Origin of the sequence: Streptomyces sp. NPDC096012 (genome assembly GCF_040426375.1) — a bacterium.
Taxonomy (GTDB): domain Bacteria; phylum Actinomycetota; class Actinomycetes; order Streptomycetales; family Streptomycetaceae; genus Streptomyces.
On sequence record NZ_JBEOTD010000004.1, the window covers coordinates 242,423 to 259,283 of the forward strand.

Below are 16,861 nucleotides of genomic sequence, written 5' to 3' on the forward strand. Positions count from 1 at the left end.
GCTTGTTGACAACGGTTTCCATAATTGTTGAAAATGACTCTCATGAACGTACGACGACGCCTCATATCGACGGCCGCGGCGACCGCTGTCACCGCCCTCGGCCTCGGCTCCCTCACCGCCTGCTCCGGCGGCTCCGCGGCGGCCAACACCAGCAGGTTCGACGTCGTCGCCTCGTTCTACCCGACGGCCTTCCTCGCCGAGCAGATCGGCGGGAAGCACGTCCACGTCACCAGTCTCACCTCCCCCGGCCAGGAACCGCACGACCTGGAGCTCAGCACCCGGCAGATCGCGGGCCTGCAGGAGACCGACGCGGTGCTCTACCTCAAGGGCCTCCAGCCCTCCGTCGACGAGGCGGTGGCCCAGTCCTCGGTCGGGACGAAGATCGACGCGGCCTCGTTCACCACGCTGGAGAAGCACGGCAACGAGGTCGGCGGCCACGCGGCCGCGCACGACACCCACCGGGGCGAGGAGTCCGGCGGCCGGGACCCGCACATCTGGCTCGACCCGGTGCGCTACGCCGAGGTCGCCCGGGGAGTCGGCAGGGCCTTCGAGAAGGCCGACCCCGAGCACGCGGCCGACTACGCGAAGAACACCGCGAACCTGGTGAAGCGGCTGGACGACCTGGACACGCGGTTCAGGGACGGACTCACCGGTACCCGGACGAAGACCTTCATCACCACACACGCCGCCTTCGGCTACCTCGCCGAGCGCTACGGCCTCACCGAGGAGGCCATCAACGGCCTCGACCCCGAGTCGGAGCCCAGCGCCGCGCGCGTGAAGGACCTGGAGAAGCTGGCCGCGGCCGACGGCGTCACCACCGTCTTCTACGAAACGCTGGTCAGCGACAAGACCGCGAAGACGGTCGCGCACGACGCGGGACTGAGGACGGACGTCCTCGACCCGATCGAGGGCATCACGAAGAGGTCCCGGGGCACCGACTACTTCTCGGTCCAGGAGGCCAACCTCAAGGCGCTGCGGCAGTCGCTGGGCGCGAAGTGACCGGCACGGAGGGCGACACCATGGGCGAACCCGTCATAGCGATGCGCGCGGTGAGCGCGGAACTGGGCGCGCGCCCGGTCCTGCGCGGCATCGACCTCACCGTCGGCCGCGGCGAGGTCGTCGCGCTCCTCGGCGCCAACGGCTCCGGCAAGTCGACGGCCGTGCGCAGCATCATCGGCCAGGTGCCCGTCAGCTCCGGCACCATCGAGCTGTTCGGCACCCCGCGCCGGTCCTTCCGCGACTGGGCGCGCGTGGGCTACGTGCCGCAGCGCACCACCGCCGCGGGCGGGGTCCCGGCGACGGTGACCGAGATCGTCTCCGCCGGCCGGCTGTCCCGCACCCGCTTCGGTGTCTTCCGCAAGCCCGACCGGGAGGCCGTGCGCCACGCCCTGGAGCTGGTCGGCATGGCCGACCGCGCCAAGGACACCGTGACCGCCCTGTCCGGCGGCCAGCACCAGCGGGTGCTGATCGCCCGCGCCCTGGCCGCCGAGCCCGAACTGCTGATCATGGACGAGCCGATGGCGGGCGTCGACCTGGCCAGCCAGGAGGTGCTCGCCCGGACGCTGCGGCAGCAGGTGGACACCGGCACGAGCGTCCTCCTAATACTGCACGAACTGGGCCCGCTGGAGCCCTTGATCGACCGGGCGGTCGTCCTGCGGGACGGCTGCGTGCTGCACGACGGCCCGCCGCCCAGCGCGGTCGGCCAGCACGCCCTGCCCGGCCACGACCACGTGCACCCGCACGCACCCGCGGGCGCCGAACCGATCCGCACGGGACTGCTGAGCTGATGGAATTCCTGAACTACGCCTTCATGCAGCGGGCGCTGCTGGCCGCCGTGCTGGTCGGCGTCACCGCGCCCGCGGTCGGCATCTACCTGGTCCAGCGCCGCCAGGCCCTGATGGGCGACGGCATCGGGCACGTGGCCATGACGGGCGTCGGACTCGGCTTCCTGCTGTCCACCTCCCCGGTGTGGATGGCGACCGCCGTCTCCGTGCTCGGCGCGGTCCTGATGGAACTGATCCGCTGGTACGGCAGGACCCGCGGCGACATCGCCCTCGCCATGCTCTTCTACGGCGGCATGGCCGGCGGGGTGATGCTGATCAACCTGGCGCCGGGCGGCTCCAACGCCAACCTGACGTCGTACCTGTTCGGCTCCCTGTCGACGGTGTCGCAGTCCGACGTGAGCGCGGTCTGCGTGCTCGCGGCGTTGGTGCTGATCGTCACGCTGGGCCTGCGCCGCCAGCTGTTCGCGGTCAGCCAGGACGAGGAGTTCGCGCGGGTCACGGGCCTGCCGGTGCGCGCGCTGAACCTGCTGACGGCGGTCACCGCCGCGGTGACCGTGACGGTCGCCATGCGGGTGGTGGGCCTTCTACTGGTGTCCGCCCTGATGGTCGTGCCGGTGGCCGCCGCGCAGCAGCTCAGCCGCAGCTTCGCCGCCACGTTCGCGATCGCCGTGGCGATCGGTGTGACCGTGACCGTCGGCGGCACGGTCACGTCGTACTACCAGGACGTGCCGCCCGGCGCGACGATCGTCCTGCTGACCATCGCCGCCTTCGTCGCACTGACGGTCCTGGCCACCCCGCTGGCCCGCCGACGCGCCCGTGCCGCCGTCGCGGCACAGCCCACCGGGGACCCGGCGGAGTGCTCGATTCCGGCCACGCGAGGGGCCGGAGGCGGGGTCGGCGTCTGACCGCGCACCGCCTGGGCTGGCACAATGGCCCCGGCAGACGCCAGACGTGAGGAGGCAACCGGTGACCACCGCTGGACAGCCCGTGAAGGGCCGCGCGACACGTCAGCGTGCCGCCGTGGCGGCGGCCCTGGACGAGGTCGACGAGTTCCGCAGCGCGCAGGATCTGCACGACATGCTCAAGCACAAGGGCGACTCCGTCGGGCTCACCACCGTCTACCGGACCCTGCAGTCCCTCGCCGAGGCCGGCGAGGTCGACGTCCTGCGCACCTCCGACGGCGAGTCCGTCTACCGCCGTTGCTCCTCCGGCGAGCACCACCACCACCTGGTCTGCCGCACCTGCGGCAAGGCGGTCGAGGTGGAGGGCCCCGCGGTGGAGAAGTGGGCGGAGGCGATCGCCGCGGAGCACGGGTACGTCAACGTCGCCCACACCGTGGAGATCTTCGGCACCTGCGCGGACTGCGCGTCCGACTGAACACCGGCTCCGGGGGCGTCGCGGGGTGCGGGGGCATCGTGACGGGCGGGTGCGGGACCGTTGGTCGCCGGTGCGGGAGGCTTCTTGACGCCGGGTGCGGGACCGGTCCGTCGCCGGGTACGAGGAGCTTCTCGACGCCGGGTGCGGGACCGGTCCGTCGCCGGGTACGAGGAGCTTCTCGACGCCGGGTACGGGACCGGTCCGTCGCCGGGTACGAGGAGCTTCTCGACGCCGGGTACGGGACCGTTGGTCGCCGGGTGCGGGACCGTCGTGGCTGGTCGCGCGGTTCCCCGCGCCCCTGGGGAGCCGCGGTGCCCCCGGCTTGCGGACACCGCGACTCATCTCGCCTTCGGCGCACGGCCGCTCCCAGGGCGGTGTGCCGTGAGCGGGTTCGCGGTCCCGCGTCTCCCGCCTGCCGCGCCCGCTGAGGCGGCCGCGGCCCGCGTGGGCCGCCGATGGCTACGAGGTGGCGTCACCCCTCATGGCGGCCTCCATGGCGATCAGTTCCTCGTTCGGGACGGCACCGCCGAACCGCCGGTCGCGGGAGGCGAACTCGATGCAGGCCCGCCACAGGTCGCGCCGGTCGAAGTCGGGCCACAGCACGTCCTGGAAGACCATCTCGGCGTACGCGCTCTGCCAGAGCAGGTAGTTGGAGGTGCGCTGTTCACCGCTCGGGCGCAGGAAGAGGTCGACGTCCGGCATGTCCGGGTAGTACAGGTACTTGGCGAGGGTCTTCTCGTTGACCTTCGACGGGTCGAGGCGGCCGGCCTTCACGTCCTCGGCCAGCGCCTGGGCGGCGTCCGCGATCTCGGCCCGGCCGCCGTAGTTCATGCAGAAGTACAGGGTGAGCAGGTCGTTGTCCTTGGTCTGCTCCTGGGCCACCTGCAGCTCCTTGGCGACCGACTTCCACAGCTTGGGCATGCGGCCCACCCAGCGCACCCGGATGCCGAGCTCGTCGAGCTGGTCGCGGGTCCGGCGGATGAAGTCGCGGTTGAAGTTCATCAGGAAGCGCACCTCGTCGGGCGAGCGCTTCCAGTTCTCGGTGGAGAAGGCGTACAGGGAGATGTTGCGCACACCGGCCTCGATCGAGCCCTGGAGCACGTCCAGCACCCGCTCGGCACCGACCTTGTGCCCCTCGGTGCGCGGCAGCCCGCGCTCCTTGGCCCACCGGCCGTTGCCGTCCATGACGATCGCCACGTGGTTCGGGACCAGCTCGCCGGGGAGCTTCGGCGCACGGGCGCCCGACGGGTGCGGCTCCGGCGCCCGGTACTCACGCTGCCGGCGCCCGAGGATCCCGCGTACCACCATGTGCTTCTCGTCTCCCTCTGCGATCTACGGGTTTCGCTACGTCTTCTCGACGTACCGGAGCGAGCGCAGTCCGCGCTCCAGATGCCAGTGCAGGTAGGCGGACACCAGCCCGCCGCCCTCCCGGACATATCGCGGCTCGCACGCGTCCGCCGTCTCCCAGTCTCCCGTAAGCAGGGCGCCGAGCAGAACCAGGGTCTGCGGGGAGGGTACGACGCTGCCGGGGACCCGGCAGTCGACGCAGACCGAGCCGCCGGAGGCGACCGAGAAGAACCGGTTCGGGCCGGGCATGCCGCATTTCGCGCAGTCGCCGAAGCTGGGCGCGTAGCCGTTGACGGCGAGGGAGCGCAGCAGGAAGGCGTCGAGCACGAGGTGCGGCGCGTGCTCGCCCCGGGCCAGCGTCCGCAGGGCGCCCACCAGCAGCAGATACTGCTGCACGGCCGGCTCGCCCTCGTGGTCGGTGAACCGCTCGGCGGTCTCCAGCATGGCCGTGCCGGCGGTGTAGCGGGTGTAGTCGGTGACGATCCCGCCTCCGTACGGGGCGATCGTCTCGCTCTGCGTGCACAGCGGCAGTCCGCGCCCGACCAGCTCGCTCCCCCGCGCGAAGAACTGCACGTCCACGTGGGAGAAGGGCTCCAGCCGGGCCCCGAACTTCGACTTGGTCCGCCGCACCCCGCGCGCCACGGCCCGCACCCGCCCGTGCCCGCGCGTGAGCAGCGTGATGATCCGGTCCGCCTCACCCAGCTTCTGGGTGCGCAGCACGATGCCGTCGTCGCGGAACAGGCTCATGGCACCATTCTCGCCCATGCGCGGAGCGGCCAGGGCGCCGGCGGCCCGTTCAGGGCACCTCGCCGCGGTCGCGTGCCCTGGTGTACGCCGTCCGGGCACTGTGCTGTTCGGTGGGGGTGGCGTCGCGTACGGCGGTGGGTTCGGCGTCCCATTCGCGGCCCCCGCCGTACGGTCTCAGCTGGACGTAGGGGCCCTCGTGCCCCATGACGATCCCGACCCGGCCGGTGCGGGTGTCCACGACATGGCTGCCGATGGGTGGTTTCACCGCGCCGCCTCCGTCCCGGTCACCGCGAGCCCCCGCCGCTCGGTCTCCTCCAACGTCTCCTCCGCCCCTCGCCACGACACCGCTGCCCCGAGTGTGTGGTCCGTCCCGCCCTCAGCGTGCTCCCCTTTCCGGCCGGGTTTCACGCTTCGCACATCTCGCGTGACGCTCTGCCTCTACACTCGACGGCGTTCTGTGCCCCATCGGCAAGTGCCGTGCCGGACAAAGGGGTTGGCGGTGACCGGCGGTGCGCGGTGGCGAAGTCCGGCGGTGCGCGGCCGCGGTGACCGCCGGTGCGCGGTGCCGCACGGGAACGGCCGGGGCCGGGCGCGGCGCCCCCGGGAGCGGCTAGGGCGATGGCGAGGCCGGGGTGAAGACCTCGCAGTTCGTGGACGGTCTCCTCATCGGCCAGACCAGTGCGTCGAAGCGGACGTCCTTCCTCGCGGGGTCGAGGCTGACGACGGCGACCGCCTTGTTGTACGGGCTGCCGTTGTTGTCCAGGCAGATCATGCCCGTCGAGCCGGCGACCCCGTTCACGGAGTAGAGGTTCGCCCCCTGCCGGGCCACGGCCGCGAGCGGGGGCACGGCGTCGCTCCCCGTGCGGTACGCCTTCTTGATCTCCTGCACGGCCGTGTACACCGAGTCGTGGGAGGTCATCGCCCGGGAGTCGGTCCACCGGACGGCGCCGCCCATCGCATCGCCCAGCTCGGAGTTCAGCCGCTCGAGCTGCGTCATCTCCTGCCCGGCCGGGGCGTAGAAGGAGCGCGCGGCGCCCGTCAGCCCGCTGTCGCGCCAGGCGTCGGGATGCCCCGGGGCGGCGTACTGGACGACGACCTTCAGCCGGTTCCGGCTGTCCCGTGCGCCGAGGTCCTGCCAGTCCTTGCCGTCCAGCTGGAGGGCGACCGTGGAGGCCCCGGAGCCGGTGACGACCTTGTAGTTCTGCCGGGCACAGGGCGACTGGGCCATGGCGCTGAGGAAGATCCGCAGGTGGAGCGGGCGGCCGGCGAAGTAGATGGTCCGCGCCCCCGTGTCGCAGACGGCGGGCAGCATCTGCGCGAACTGGTCGGCCGTGTCCCCGGGCTCCTCGGGGCCCGGCGAGGTGAACACCCGGTTCTTGGTGGGGATCGTCACCGCCTTGCGGAAGGCGGCGGCGAGCGAGGCGTTGTAGGTGTCGCCGCGGCGGTCGTCCACGACCAGGACGGAGTCGCCCGCCGAGGTGCCGCGGTTGTAGCGGACAAGGGCGGTGGCCTGCTCCGTGTTGGTCGGGACGATACGGACCATCCCGGGGTAGCGCTCCCGCTCCGCGCCTCCTGGCTCCCCCGGCTCGTTGCTCAGGTCGTCGGCGGTGAGGGGACCGCCGACGACGGGGATGCCGTGGTCCCCGGTGAGGCTGTGCAGAGCGAGCCTGGTGCTGTCGACGCTGAGGTTGAACCCGGTGACCGCGCGCAGGTTCTGGCCCGGGTCGCGGGACATGGCGACGAGCGTGTCGGTGACCGGCCTCCAGTGGGCGTAGTACCGGCCGGGGTTGGCGAGGACGAGCCGGATCGCGGGCCTGAGGGCGCCCCACTTGCGGCTGTGGTTGGCCTCGTACTGGGCGAGGTAGGCGCCCTTCACCTCGTTGACCACCTGCCTCTTCTCGGGCTCGGTGGCGGGCGTCATCGGCAGCATGAGCGCCACCGTCGCGTACAGGCCCGTCCGCTCGGCCCTGTCGTTCTCCTTCGCGATCTCGCGGGAGACCTTGGCCAGGCCGGGCAGGAAGGCGTCCCCCGAGGCACCGTCGGTGACGCCGACGCACTGGCCGTCCGCCGCGGCCAGCCTCGGCCGCAGGGACACGCCCTGTCCGCAGTGGAGGCCGCCCGCGACGGTGGGGCCCACCACCAGCCCGGCGGCCACCAGGCCCAGCACGGCCGCACCGCAGAGGGCGGTGGCCACCGGCCCGCCGCCGGCCAGGTCCAGCTGCCGGCCGGCCCCCTCGGCCTCCTCCGGGCCGGGCAGCTCGAACGCGGTCCGGCCCGACCGCGCGCCGCTCACCACGGCCTCGACGACGGCGATCTCCTCGCCCGGTCCGGCGCCGGTGTGGGCCACCACGACAGGGCAGCTCCGGCGGGGCACGGGCCTGCCCACCTGGCCGTCCCGCAGGTGCCGCAGCAGCGCACCGCTCGCGGTACCCGGCGCGGCATCCGGCAGCAGCAGCAGCGGCAGCCGGGACCGGTTCAGCCGGCGCCCCAGGTGGTAGTAGGCGTCGATGTCCGCCAGGAACGCGTCCGTCAGCCACTGGTCCCAGGTCTCACGCGGCTCGTCCCGCACCCGGCACAGGGCCAGGTACATCATCTGCGGTCCGGAGGCGGCCAGCTTCTTCTGCAGCCAGGTGCGCGCGGGCCGGTGCACCCACAGGTGCCGCACGAGCCACTCGGCCAGGGGCACCAGCGTCAGGCCGGCGAGCACCGCTCCGGTGGTGTACAGGGCCGCCGCGCCCCTCAGGTCCTCCTGGAGCGCGTGGCCCCGCAGCCGGTTGAGTTCGTTGAGCAGGCCGCCCCGCTCGTCGTAGGCCGCGCGCTCGCAGCCGCGCTGCAGTTCCTGGACCCGCGCGGCGCCGCAGCCGCCCTCGGGGTCGAGCCAGGCCCGGTACGCCCGCTCCATCATCCGGAAGCGGCGGAACCGTATCGGGCGCCGGCGCCGGCACATGCCCCGGATGCCGTACCAGTCGGCGGCTTTGCCCAGCAGCTCGGCCACACAGAGGGCGCGGGACGCCTCGCCCCAGAACTCCCCGGGATGGTTGACGGGCAGCCGGTTGCCGTTCTCGGCGAGGGCGAGCATCAGCGTCAGGGCGTCCCCGTCGGCGCCGCCGCGCAGCTCCACCACGACCGGCTCCGCTGCCCGGCCCCGCACTCGACGGCGCCCCCACCACCGCCCGGCCCCGGCCAGCTCCGTCACCGCCTCGGCGAGAACCCCCGCCGCACCCGACCAGACGCGCCCCATGACTGCCCGCTCCCCCGCTGCACGTGCTTCCCACGCCGTGTCCGGGAACCTACCGCCACAGGACCCCCACTGAACGGCAATCCACCTAGAAATCATGACAGTTGTCGACACCCGAGGACCGTCGTCGGGCCGGCCTGTGGCGGCTACGCCATTCGTGTAGGCCGCCTTGACCCCCTCCGGGGGCCCTCTTATGGTCGCGCTACCGACCGGACGTAGGACGTAGGACGTCGTATCTCCCACCTCCCTCCCCCTCCCCCACCCGACCGCAGGAGGACCCGTGCGCGACGACGACGTGACCCCCGCCGCACCGGCACCGCGCCGCCGGTCGGTACTGAAGTGCGCCGGAGCGCTGGGGGCGGGCGCCGTACTGGCGGGCTGCTCCGCCGGACCGGAGTCCACGAACGACACCGGGCACGGCGGCAGCGGCAGGAACCGGACGCTGACCGCCGTGATCGGGTACGGCAACGACGGCAGCTGGGACCCGACCCAGACCGCGTCGGCGTTCGCGATGGCGGCCAACAACCACATCTACGAGGGGCTGCTGGACACCGACCCCATCACCCGGGTGCCGTATCCGGCGCTGGGCACCGAGGTGCCGGCGGATCCGGGGGCCACGACCTGGCGGTTCACCATCCGCCCGGGGGCCGCCTTCCACGACGGCAGGCCCGTCACCGCCGACGACGTGGTGTTCGTCTTCGACCGGATCCTGGACCCGAAGACGCAGACCCTCGCCAAGGGGTTCTTCGCCGGCTGGCTGGAGAGCGTGCGGAAGGCGGACGCCCGGACCGTCGAGCTGAAGCTCAGGTTCCCCTTCCCCGACGGCCTCTCCCGGCTCACCCTCGCCAAGATCATGCCGAAGCACGTGTTCTCCCGGCCCGGCGCCTGGGACGACGCCCTCAGAGGGCTGGCCGTGGGCTCGGGGCCGTACCGGCAGACCGCGCACCACCCGAAGTCCAACACCACCTTCGAGGCGTTCACCGCCTACAACGGCCCGCGCAAGCCCGCCTTCCGGAAGATGAACTGGCTGACGATGACGGACGCGGCACCGCGCGTCGCGCGGATCTCCGGAACCGGGGCCGGCGCCCAGATCGCCGACAACATCCCCTACGCCAACATCCCCCGCCTGGAGCAGGGCGGCCTCGAGGTCGCGGGCGGCGCCGGGATGAACAACCTCTTCCTGATGTTCAACACCCGGCACAAGCCCTTCGACGACGTCCGGGTGCGGCAGGCGCTGCACTACGCCATCGACAGCGAGAAGATGGTGCGGGTCGCGCTGAAGGGGCACGGCAGGCCCGCGTCCTCGTTCCTCGACGAGGGCAACCCCGGCCACCGGCGGGCCAAGACCGTGTACGACCACGACCCGGCGAAGGCGAAGGCACTGCTGAAGGCCGCCGGGGTGGAGGACCTCAGGGTCGAGATCCTCGCGGTCGACGTCAGCTGGATCGTCGACTGCCTGCCGACCATCAAGTCGTCCTGGGACGCCATCGGGGTGCGGACCACCCTCGCGCCGCGGGAGACCACGGCGGTGTTCACCAGGATGGACCAGAAACAGGACTACCAGGTGGTGGCGGCGGCCTCCAACCCGAACCAGTTCGGGCTCGACGCCGACCTGATCATGCACTACAACTACGGCCCCGAGAACCTGTGGATGGGGTACACGCGATGGGCCGGCGACCCCGTCGCCCGGCGGCTCTTCGAGGACATGGACCGGGCCACCCGGGAACCGGACCCCGCGAGGAAGAAGGCGATGGTCCAGGACTACATCGACGTCGTCGCCGAGCAGGCCGTGCTGTATCCGGTCGTCCACAACGAGCTGATGACGGCCTGGGACCCGCGCAAGCTCACCGGCATCAGGGCACAGCCCTACCCGGGCGTCAATCTCCTCCGGGCCCAGTGGGCCTGACGGCATGACGGCCGTCGTCCGGATCCTGCTGCGCCGGGTCGCCCTGCTCGTGCCGCTGCTGCTCGGGATCGTGCTGTTCGTGTTCCTGGTGATGCGGTTCTCCGACGTGGACCCGGCGTCCGCGTTCTTCCAGGGCGCCAATCCGACACCCCGGCAGCTGCACGACTTCCGGGAGCGCAACGGGCTGCTGGACCCGCTGCCCGTGCGCTACGTCCACTTCGTCGGCAACGTGCTCCACGGCGACCTCGGCACCAGCGCCCTGACCCGCGCCCCGGTGGTCGACCAGGTCACCACCGCGCTGCCGCTCACCCTGCAGCTGACCTTCCTGGGGCTCGGCGTCGCGGTGGTGCTGGCGCTGGCCGGAGGGGTCACGGCGGCCGTCCACCGGGACCGGCTGCCGGACCAGGCCATCCGGGTCGTCTCACTGGTCGGGGTCGCCGCGCCCGGGTTCTGGCTGGCGCTGCTGATGATCCAGTACCTGGCGGTGGACCGGGGCTGGTTCCCGGCAGGCGGTTACGTCAACCCGGCCGACTCCGTCACCGGGTGGCTGCGCACCATGGCCCTGCCGGCCCTCGCGCTCTCCCTGCCGGTGGCCGCGCAGCTGACCCGGATCGTGCGCACGTCGGTGGTGGAGGAGCTGGACAAGGACTACGTCCGTACGGCGATCGGGAGCGGGCTGCCGCCCCGGGTGGTGGTCGGCCGCAACGTCCTCAGGAACGCCCTGGTCAATCCCCTGACCGTGCTCGGTCTGCGGGTCGGCTATCTGCTCGGCGGCGCGGTCGTCATCGAGACGATCTTCTCCCTGCCCGGCATGGGCAAGCTGATGATCGACGCCGTGCGGAACGGCGACCCGGCGGTCGTCCAGGGCGTCGTCCTGACCACGGCGACCGGGTTCGTGGTCGTCAACCTCGTCATCGACATCCTCTGCCTGCTCGTCAACCCACGTCTCAGGGCGGCCTGATGGTCACACGCGCGAGCCTCACCGAGCGGCTCTCCCGGCCCGGCGTCCGGCTCCGGGGATGGCGCCGGCTGCCGCTGCCGTCGAAGGCCGCCGTCTGCTTCCTGGCCCTGGTCGTCCTGGTCGCCGTACTCGCCCCGGTGCTCGCCCCGGACGACCCCCTCGAGCAACTGGATCCGGTCGGCGGCAGCGGGCACCCGTCCGCCGCCCACTGGATGGGGCAGGACAGCCTCGGCCGGGACGTCCTCAGCCGGCTGATGCACGGCGCCCGCTGGTCGCTGGCCATCGGACTCGGGGCGACCGCGCTCGCCCTGGTCGCGGGCGCGCTGCTCGGGGCGCTGGCCGCCACCTCCCGCAAGGCCGTGGACGAGACGCTGATGCGCTGCCTGGACGTGGTGATGGCGTTCCCGGGCATCGCGCTGGCCGCCGTGCTGGTGGCCGTGTTCGGCGGCGGGATCGGCGTGCTGATCTGCGCCATCGCCTTCCTGTTCACCCCGCCCGTCGCCCGGGTCGTACGGGCCAACGTGCTGGACCAGTACGGCGAGGACTACGTCACCGCCGAGCGGGTCATCGGCGCCCGCACCCCGCACATCGTGCTGCGGCACGTGGCCGTCAACTGTGCCGCCCCGGTGCTGGTGTTCTGCACGGTCCAGGTCGCCGAGGCCATCGTCTTCGAGGCGTCGCTGTCCTTCGTCGGCGCGGGCGTGCGGCCCCCGGACCCGTCCTGGGGCAGTGTCATCGCCGACGGCAGGGACATGGTGCTGACCGGCGGCTGGTGGGCGACCGTCTTCCCCGGCCTGCTGATCCTGTGCACGGTGCTGTCGCTGAACATCCTCTCCGAGGGCGTCTCGGACGCCTGGGCCGCGCCCGCCCCCCGGGAGGTCGAGGTGCCGGAGGACCGCCCCCAGGCGGCCCCTCGGGCGGGCGGTGGCGAGGTGCTGCGGCTGCCCGGTCTCGCCGAGGCGGCCCGGCGGCTGCGCGCCCGGGCCCGGCCGCTGCCCGACCGGGGCGGACAGCCGGTGCTCGCCGTGGAGAACCTCACCATCGGCTTCCCCGGCCGGCACCGGGGCGTGGACGTCGTCGACGGCGTCAGCTTCGACGTGCATCCCGGTGAGGTGCTGGGCCTGGTGGGCGAGTCGGGCTGCGGGAAGTCGCTGACCGCGCTGACCGTCATGGGACTGCAGCCGAAGGGCGCCCGGATCCGCGGCCGGGTGCGCTTCGGGCAGCGCGACCTGCTCGCCGAGCCGATGCGGGTGCGGCGCCGGCTGCTCGGGCACGAGATGGCGATGGTCCACCAGGACGCCCTGTCCTCGCTGAACCCGGCCATGACCATCCGCGCGCAGCTGAAGCAGCTGGTACGGCGGGGCGGCCGGCGCGGCCCGCGGGAACTGCTGGCGCTGGTCGGCCTCGACCCGGAGCGCACCCTGCGCAGCTACCCGCACGAACTCTCCGGCGGGCAGCGGCAGCGGGTGCTCATCGCGATGGCCCTCTCCCGCGACCCGCGGCTGATCGTCGCCGACGAGCCGACGACCGCCCTGGACGTCACCGTGCAGGCCCAGGTGATGGAGCTGCTGCTCCGGCTGCGCGCGGAGCTGGGCTTCGCGCTGATCCTCGTCTCGCACGATCTGGCGCTGGTCGCCGACGTCACCGACCGGGTGGTGGTGATGTACGGCGGCCGGATCGTGGAGAGCGGGGTGACCGCCGACCTGGTGGCGGCCCCGGCCCACCACTACACGCGCGGGCTGCTCGGCAGCGTGCTCTCGCTGGAGTCGGCCCAGGAACGGCTGACGCAGATCAGGGGGGCCGTGCCGGCTCCGGCCGACTTCCCGGCGGGCTGCCGGTTCGCCGACCGCTGCCCGCTCGCCACCGAGGTGTGCCACGCGACCGCCCCGGTCCTCGCGGGCACCGCCGCGCACACGGCCGCCTGCCACCACCCGGCGGTGGAGCCGACGTCCGCGGAGAGCGAGGAGGCCCTGCGATGATCGTCGAGGTGCGTGACGCCCATGTCGTCCACAGGGCCCGCGGCGGCGGCCTGTTCACCCGCGACCGGGTGTACGCGCTCACCGGTGCCGGTCTGCGCGTCGCCCCCGGCGAGACGGTCGGCGTGGTCGGCGAGTCGGGTTGCGGCAAGTCGACCCTGGCGAAGGTGCTGGTCGGCATCCAGCGGCCGACCTCGGGGACGGTGTCGTTCAGGGGCCGGGACCTGTGGGCGATGCCGCCCGCCGAACGCCGGGCCACGGTCGGCGCGGGCACCGGCCTGATCTTCCAGGACCCGTCGACGGCCCTGAACCGCCGGCTGCCGGTGCGGCACATCCTGCGCGACCCGCTCGACGTCCACCGGCGCGGCACCAAGGCCGCGCGGGAGGACCGGGTCGAGGAGCTGATGGCCCTCGTGGGGCTGCCCCGGGCCCTCGCCGGCGCCCTGCCCGGACAGCTGTCGGGCGGCCAGCGGCAGCGCGTCGCCATCGCCCGCGCCCTCGCCCTGGAGCCCGCGCTGGTCGTCGCCGACGAGCCGACCAGCGCCCTGGACGTCTCGGTCCGCGCGCAGATCCTGAACCTGCTGCTCGATCTGAAGGAGCGCCTCGGGCTGGCCCTGGTCTTCGTCTCGCACGACATCCAGACGGTCCGGCGGATGAGCGACCGGGTGATCACCATGTACCTCGGCCGGATCGTCGAGGAGACCCCGGCCGGCCGGGTCACCGACGGCGCCCGGCACCCGTACACCCGCGCCCTGTTCTCCGCGGCGCCCGGCCTGCTGGACCCCCTCGACCCGATCCCGCTGACCGGGCCGGTGCCCTCGGCGACCCGGCCGCCGAGCGGCTGCCCGTTCCGCACCCGCTGCTGGAAGGCCGACGACATGTGTGCCGGGTCGATGCCGGAGTTCTCGGCCGCGTCACACCCCGGACACCGCTACCGCTGTCACCATCCTGTGGAGGAGGACCAGCCGACCCGAGACCTAGCGCGCCAGGAGCCCTGAATGACCTTCCCCACCCCTCTCACCGGTGTCGTCCCGCCCGTCTGCACACCCCTGACGCCGGAGCGCGAGGTGGACGTGCGCTCGCTGCTCCGGCTGGTCGACCATCTGGTGGAGGCGGGGGTGCACGGGCTGTTCCTGCTCGGCTCGACCTCGGAGGCCGCCTTCCTGACGGACCGGCAGCGCACGCAGGTCGTGCAGGCCGTCACCGGGCACGTCGGCGGACAGCTGCCCGTGCTCGCCGGCGCGATCGACATGACCACCCCGCGCGTGCTGGACCACGTCTCGGCGGTCACCGCGGCCGGCGCGGGGGCCGTCGTCGTCACCGCCCCCTTCTACGCCCGCACCCACCGGGCGGAGATCGTCCACCACTACCGCCGGATCGCGGCCGCCAGCCCGGTCCCGGTGATCGCCTACGACATCCCCGTCGCGGTGCACACCAAGCTCCCCGCCGATCTGGTGCTGGGGCTCGCCGGAGACGGCGTCCTGAGCGGGATCAAGGACTCCAGCGGGGATCTGGCGGCCTTCCGGGAGCTCGTCGTGGGCGCCCGCGCGCACGCCGGCTTCAGCGTCCTGACCGGCTCCGAGCTGATCGCCGACGCCGCCCTGGAGCTGGGCGCCGACGGGGCGGTGCCGGGCCTGGCCAACGTCGACCCGCACGGCTACGTCCGGCTCTACCGGCAGTGCCGGGCGGGCGACCGGGGGGCCGCGCGGGCCGAGCAGGAGCGGCTGTGCGTGCTGTTCGGCATCACCGGCGTCGGCGACCCGGCCCGGATGGGCGGCGGTTCCTCGGCGCTCGGCGCGTTCAAGGCGGCGCTGCACCTGCGCGGGATCATCGACTGCCCGGTGACGGCGGAGCCGCAGGTCCCGCTCTCCGGCGACGAGGTCGAGCGGATCGGCAAGTTCCTGGCGGCGGCGGGGCTGCTCTAGTACAGGCGCAGTCGGCGGAACCGAAGGGTCTCGTAGGGGCCGTTGGCGCCGGTCTCGTAGAGGATGCCGGCCGTGCCGCGGCCCAGCTGGACCAGGTCGGAGTAGGCGGCCGGCCGGTCCGAGAGGGTGAGCAGCCTGGTGAAGGTGCGGCCGGCGTCCGTGCTGGACCAGAGCGCCATCGCCCGGCGGGCGTCCGGCACGGACGGGCCGGAGAAGAGCAGGGGCGCGGCGGCTCCGGAGAGCTGCAGGACGCTGCCTTGGACCACCGGGACCTCGTTCAGGGTGGGCTGGGCGGCGTAGGGGCGGTCGAGGGTGCGGCCGCCGTCGCCGGAGTAGGTGTCGAGGCGGTTGCCGGGCGCCCGGCCGTTCTGGTCGCGGGCGCTGAGGTACAGGCGCCCGTCGGGGAGCTGGGCCGCGCTGGACTCGTTGGCGTTGGTCACGCCGTCGTAGTCCGCGTCCACGAAGCCGAGGTGCCAGGTGCGGCCGCCGTCGTCGCTGTACAGGGCGTGGCCGCCGTAGTACCTGGACTCCCGTCCGGTGTCCCGGGAGCCCGCGGGCGGGGCGGCGGAGTGGTCGGCGGGGACGAGGAGCCGGCCGGCGTGCGGGCCCCGGGTGAGGGCGACGGCGTGGCCGGGGCCGGTGGCGTACCAGCGCCAGCCGGGCGGCTTCACCTGGGCCGTGATGTCCGCCGGGGGTGTGAAGTGGCGGCCGTCGTCCCAGCTGCGCTGCACGAAGACCCGGCGGCCCAGCTCGGGCGCGACCTCACCGCGCATGATCTGCGCCTCCGTCACGGTCCCGGCGTTGGCGCAGCTCACCAGGACGACCGCGCCGGTGCGCGGGTCGACGACCGGCGCCGGGTTGCCCCGGGTGTGCCCCCGGCCCGCGGCCACCACCGTCAGCCGGCCCCAGGTGCAGCCGCCGTCGGTGGAGCGGCGCAGCACGACGTCGATGTCGCCGGTGTCGCCCGCGCCGTCGTGCCGGCCCTCGGCGAAGGCCAGGACCGTGCCACGCCGGGTCGTCACCGCGGCGGGAATGCGATAGGTGTCGTAGCCGCCCCGCCCGGACACGTACGGCACGGAGGAGGCGCAGCCGGACGCGGCGCGCCCGTCCGCGTGCGCGTGGGCCTGCGCCGGGACGGCGAGCGAGGTGAAGAAGGCGAGGGCGGCGAGGAGGGAGCGGTTCAGCGGTGTCACAGGCTCATGTCTCCCCGCGATCGCCGGTCCCGACTCATGACGAACGAGGACGAACCGGATACGGTCACGGACGCCGGGGGGGCCGCCCCCGGGGACGACGGACGGGGCCGGTGACGGCCGCCGGGGACGGGGCCGGGCGGCCGGGGCCGGGCGAGGCGACGGGCGGATCCGGTGACGGACGGTGGGAGCGCCCGCGAGGCGACGGGCAGGGCCGGTGACGGACGCCGGGGCCGCCCCCGGGACGACGGACAGGTCTGGTGACGGCCCCAGGGGCCGGGGCCGGGCGAGGCGACGGACGGGTCCGGTCACGGACGGCGGGAACGCCCCCGGGACGACGGACAGGTCTGGTGACGGCCCCAGGGGCCGGGCAAGGCGACGGGCAGGTCCGGTCGCGGACGGCGGGACCA

14 protein-coding genes are annotated in these 16,861 nt (G+C 73.3%); 9 read left to right on the forward strand and 5 right to left on the reverse strand.

Annotated elements, in window-relative coordinates; all coding sequences use genetic code 11:
- Window positions 1-42: 42 nt before the first annotated feature.
- The 4 genes from ABVB68_RS06870 to ABVB68_RS06885 all read left to right on the forward strand — a co-directional run bounded on the left by ABVB68_RS06870 (window position 43) and on the right by ABVB68_RS06885 (window position 3,161).
- The gene (locus ABVB68_RS06870; RefSeq protein WP_353599960.1) at window positions 43-999 is read left to right on the forward strand and encodes a metal ABC transporter substrate-binding protein; all 957 of its coding nucleotides are present in this window, start codon (window positions 43-45) and stop codon (window positions 997-999) included.
- Window positions 1,000-1,019: 20 nt separating this feature from the next.
- Window positions 1,020-1,787 carry a metal ABC transporter ATP-binding protein gene (locus ABVB68_RS06875; RefSeq protein WP_353599961.1) on the forward strand — a complete coding sequence of 256 codons (768 nt, stop codon included), beginning with the start codon at window positions 1,020-1,022 and terminating at the stop codon, window positions 1,785-1,787.
- Window positions 1,787-2,689 carry a metal ABC transporter permease gene (locus ABVB68_RS06880; RefSeq protein ID WP_353599962.1) on the forward strand — a complete coding sequence of 301 codons (903 nt, stop codon included), beginning with the start codon at window positions 1,787-1,789 and terminating at the stop codon, window positions 2,687-2,689. The genes ABVB68_RS06875 and ABVB68_RS06880 overlap by 1 nt, the downstream gene beginning before the upstream one ends.
- A gap of 61 nt (window positions 2,690-2,750) precedes the next feature.
- Complete coding sequence (locus ABVB68_RS06885; RefSeq protein WP_353599963.1) at window positions 2,751-3,161, forward strand: Fur family transcriptional regulator; 411 nt, start codon at window positions 2,751-2,753, stop codon at window positions 3,159-3,161.
- A gap of 459 nt (window positions 3,162-3,620) precedes the next feature.
- Here the strand turns inward: ABVB68_RS06885 and ABVB68_RS06890 are convergent, their stop codons facing one another.
- The 4 genes from ABVB68_RS06890 to ABVB68_RS06905 form a co-directional block, all read right to left on the reverse strand.
- Window positions 3,621-4,469: an isoprenyl transferase gene (locus ABVB68_RS06890; RefSeq protein ID WP_353599964.1), complete on the reverse strand. Its 849-nt coding sequence runs from the start codon at window positions 4,467-4,469 to the stop codon at window positions 3,621-3,623.
- Between the two features lie 36 nt (window positions 4,470-4,505).
- Window positions 4,506-5,255: a DNA repair protein RecO gene (recO, locus tag ABVB68_RS06895; protein ID WP_353599965.1), complete on the reverse strand. Its 750-nt coding sequence runs from the start codon at window positions 5,253-5,255 to the stop codon at window positions 4,506-4,508.
- 49 nt (window positions 5,256-5,304) lie between these two features.
- Complete coding sequence (locus ABVB68_RS06900; protein WP_353599966.1) at window positions 5,305-5,520, reverse strand: hypothetical protein; 216 nt, start codon at window positions 5,518-5,520, stop codon at window positions 5,305-5,307.
- A 345-nt stretch (window positions 5,521-5,865) separates the two neighbouring features.
- On the reverse strand, window positions 5,866-8,496 hold the full coding sequence (locus ABVB68_RS06905) for a type 1 periplasmic-binding domain-containing protein (RefSeq protein WP_353599967.1): 2,631 nt from the start codon (window positions 8,494-8,496) through the stop codon (window positions 5,866-5,868).
- 277 nt (window positions 8,497-8,773) lie between these two features.
- Between ABVB68_RS06905 and ABVB68_RS06910 the strand changes: the two genes are divergently transcribed.
- The 5 genes from ABVB68_RS06910 to ABVB68_RS06930 are packed head-to-tail and all read left to right on the forward strand — an operon-like array spanning window position 8,774 to window position 15,261.
- Window positions 8,774-10,399: an ABC transporter substrate-binding protein gene (locus ABVB68_RS06910; protein ID WP_353599968.1), complete on the forward strand. Its 1,626-nt coding sequence runs from the start codon at window positions 8,774-8,776 to the stop codon at window positions 10,397-10,399.
- Window positions 10,400-10,403: 4 nt separating this feature from the next.
- Window positions 10,404-11,360, forward strand: a complete 957-nt coding sequence (locus ABVB68_RS06915; RefSeq protein ID WP_353599969.1) for an ABC transporter permease — start codon at window positions 10,404-10,406, stop codon at window positions 11,358-11,360.
- Window positions 11,360-13,339, forward strand: a complete 1,980-nt coding sequence (locus tag ABVB68_RS06920; protein WP_353599970.1) for a dipeptide/oligopeptide/nickel ABC transporter permease/ATP-binding protein — start codon at window positions 11,360-11,362, stop codon at window positions 13,337-13,339. The genes ABVB68_RS06915 and ABVB68_RS06920 overlap by 1 nt, the downstream gene beginning before the upstream one ends.
- Window positions 13,336-14,334 carry an oligopeptide/dipeptide ABC transporter ATP-binding protein gene (locus ABVB68_RS06925; protein WP_353599971.1) on the forward strand — a complete coding sequence of 333 codons (999 nt, stop codon included), beginning with the start codon at window positions 13,336-13,338 and terminating at the stop codon, window positions 14,332-14,334. The genes ABVB68_RS06920 and ABVB68_RS06925 overlap by 4 nt, the downstream gene beginning before the upstream one ends.
- Window positions 14,335-15,261, forward strand: coding sequence for a dihydrodipicolinate synthase family protein (locus ABVB68_RS06930; protein WP_353599972.1), 927 nt, complete (start codon window positions 14,335-14,337; stop codon window positions 15,259-15,261).
- Here ABVB68_RS06930 and ABVB68_RS06935 read toward each other — a convergent pair.
- Window positions 15,258-16,454, reverse strand: coding sequence for a sialidase family protein (locus ABVB68_RS06935; RefSeq protein WP_353599973.1), 1,197 nt, complete (start codon window positions 16,452-16,454; stop codon window positions 15,258-15,260). The two genes, ABVB68_RS06930 and ABVB68_RS06935, sit on opposite strands and share 4 nt — an antisense overlap.
- Window positions 16,455-16,861: the final 407 nt, after the last annotated feature.

Coding starts and splice junctions, on each gene's coding strand:
- ABVB68_RS06870 (WP_353599960.1), top strand. CDS start 43: ATGAACGTACGACGACGCCTCATATCGACGGCCGCGGCGACCGCTGTC.
- ABVB68_RS06875 (WP_353599961.1), top strand. CDS start 1,020: ATGGGCGAACCCGTCATAGCGATGCGCGCGGTGAGCGCGGAACTGGGC.
- ABVB68_RS06880 (WP_353599962.1), top strand. CDS start 1,787: ATGGAATTCCTGAACTACGCCTTCATGCAGCGGGCGCTGCTGGCCGCC.
- ABVB68_RS06890 (WP_353599964.1), bottom strand. CDS start 4,469: ATGGTGGTACGCGGGATCCTCGGGCGCCGGCAGCGTGAGTACCGGGCG.
- recO (WP_353599965.1), bottom strand. CDS start 5,255: ATGAGCCTGTTCCGCGACGACGGCATCGTGCTGCGCACCCAGAAGCTG.
- ABVB68_RS06905 (WP_353599967.1), bottom strand. CDS start 8,496: ATGGGGCGCGTCTGGTCGGGTGCGGCGGGGGTTCTCGCCGAGGCGGTG.
- ABVB68_RS06915 (WP_353599969.1), top strand. CDS start 10,404: ATGACGGCCGTCGTCCGGATCCTGCTGCGCCGGGTCGCCCTGCTCGTG.
- ABVB68_RS06920 (WP_353599970.1), top strand. CDS start 11,360: ATGGTCACACGCGCGAGCCTCACCGAGCGGCTCTCCCGGCCCGGCGTC.
- ABVB68_RS06925 (WP_353599971.1), top strand. CDS start 13,336: ATGATCGTCGAGGTGCGTGACGCCCATGTCGTCCACAGGGCCCGCGGC.
- ABVB68_RS06930 (WP_353599972.1), top strand. CDS start 14,335: ATGACCTTCCCCACCCCTCTCACCGGTGTCGTCCCGCCCGTCTGCACA.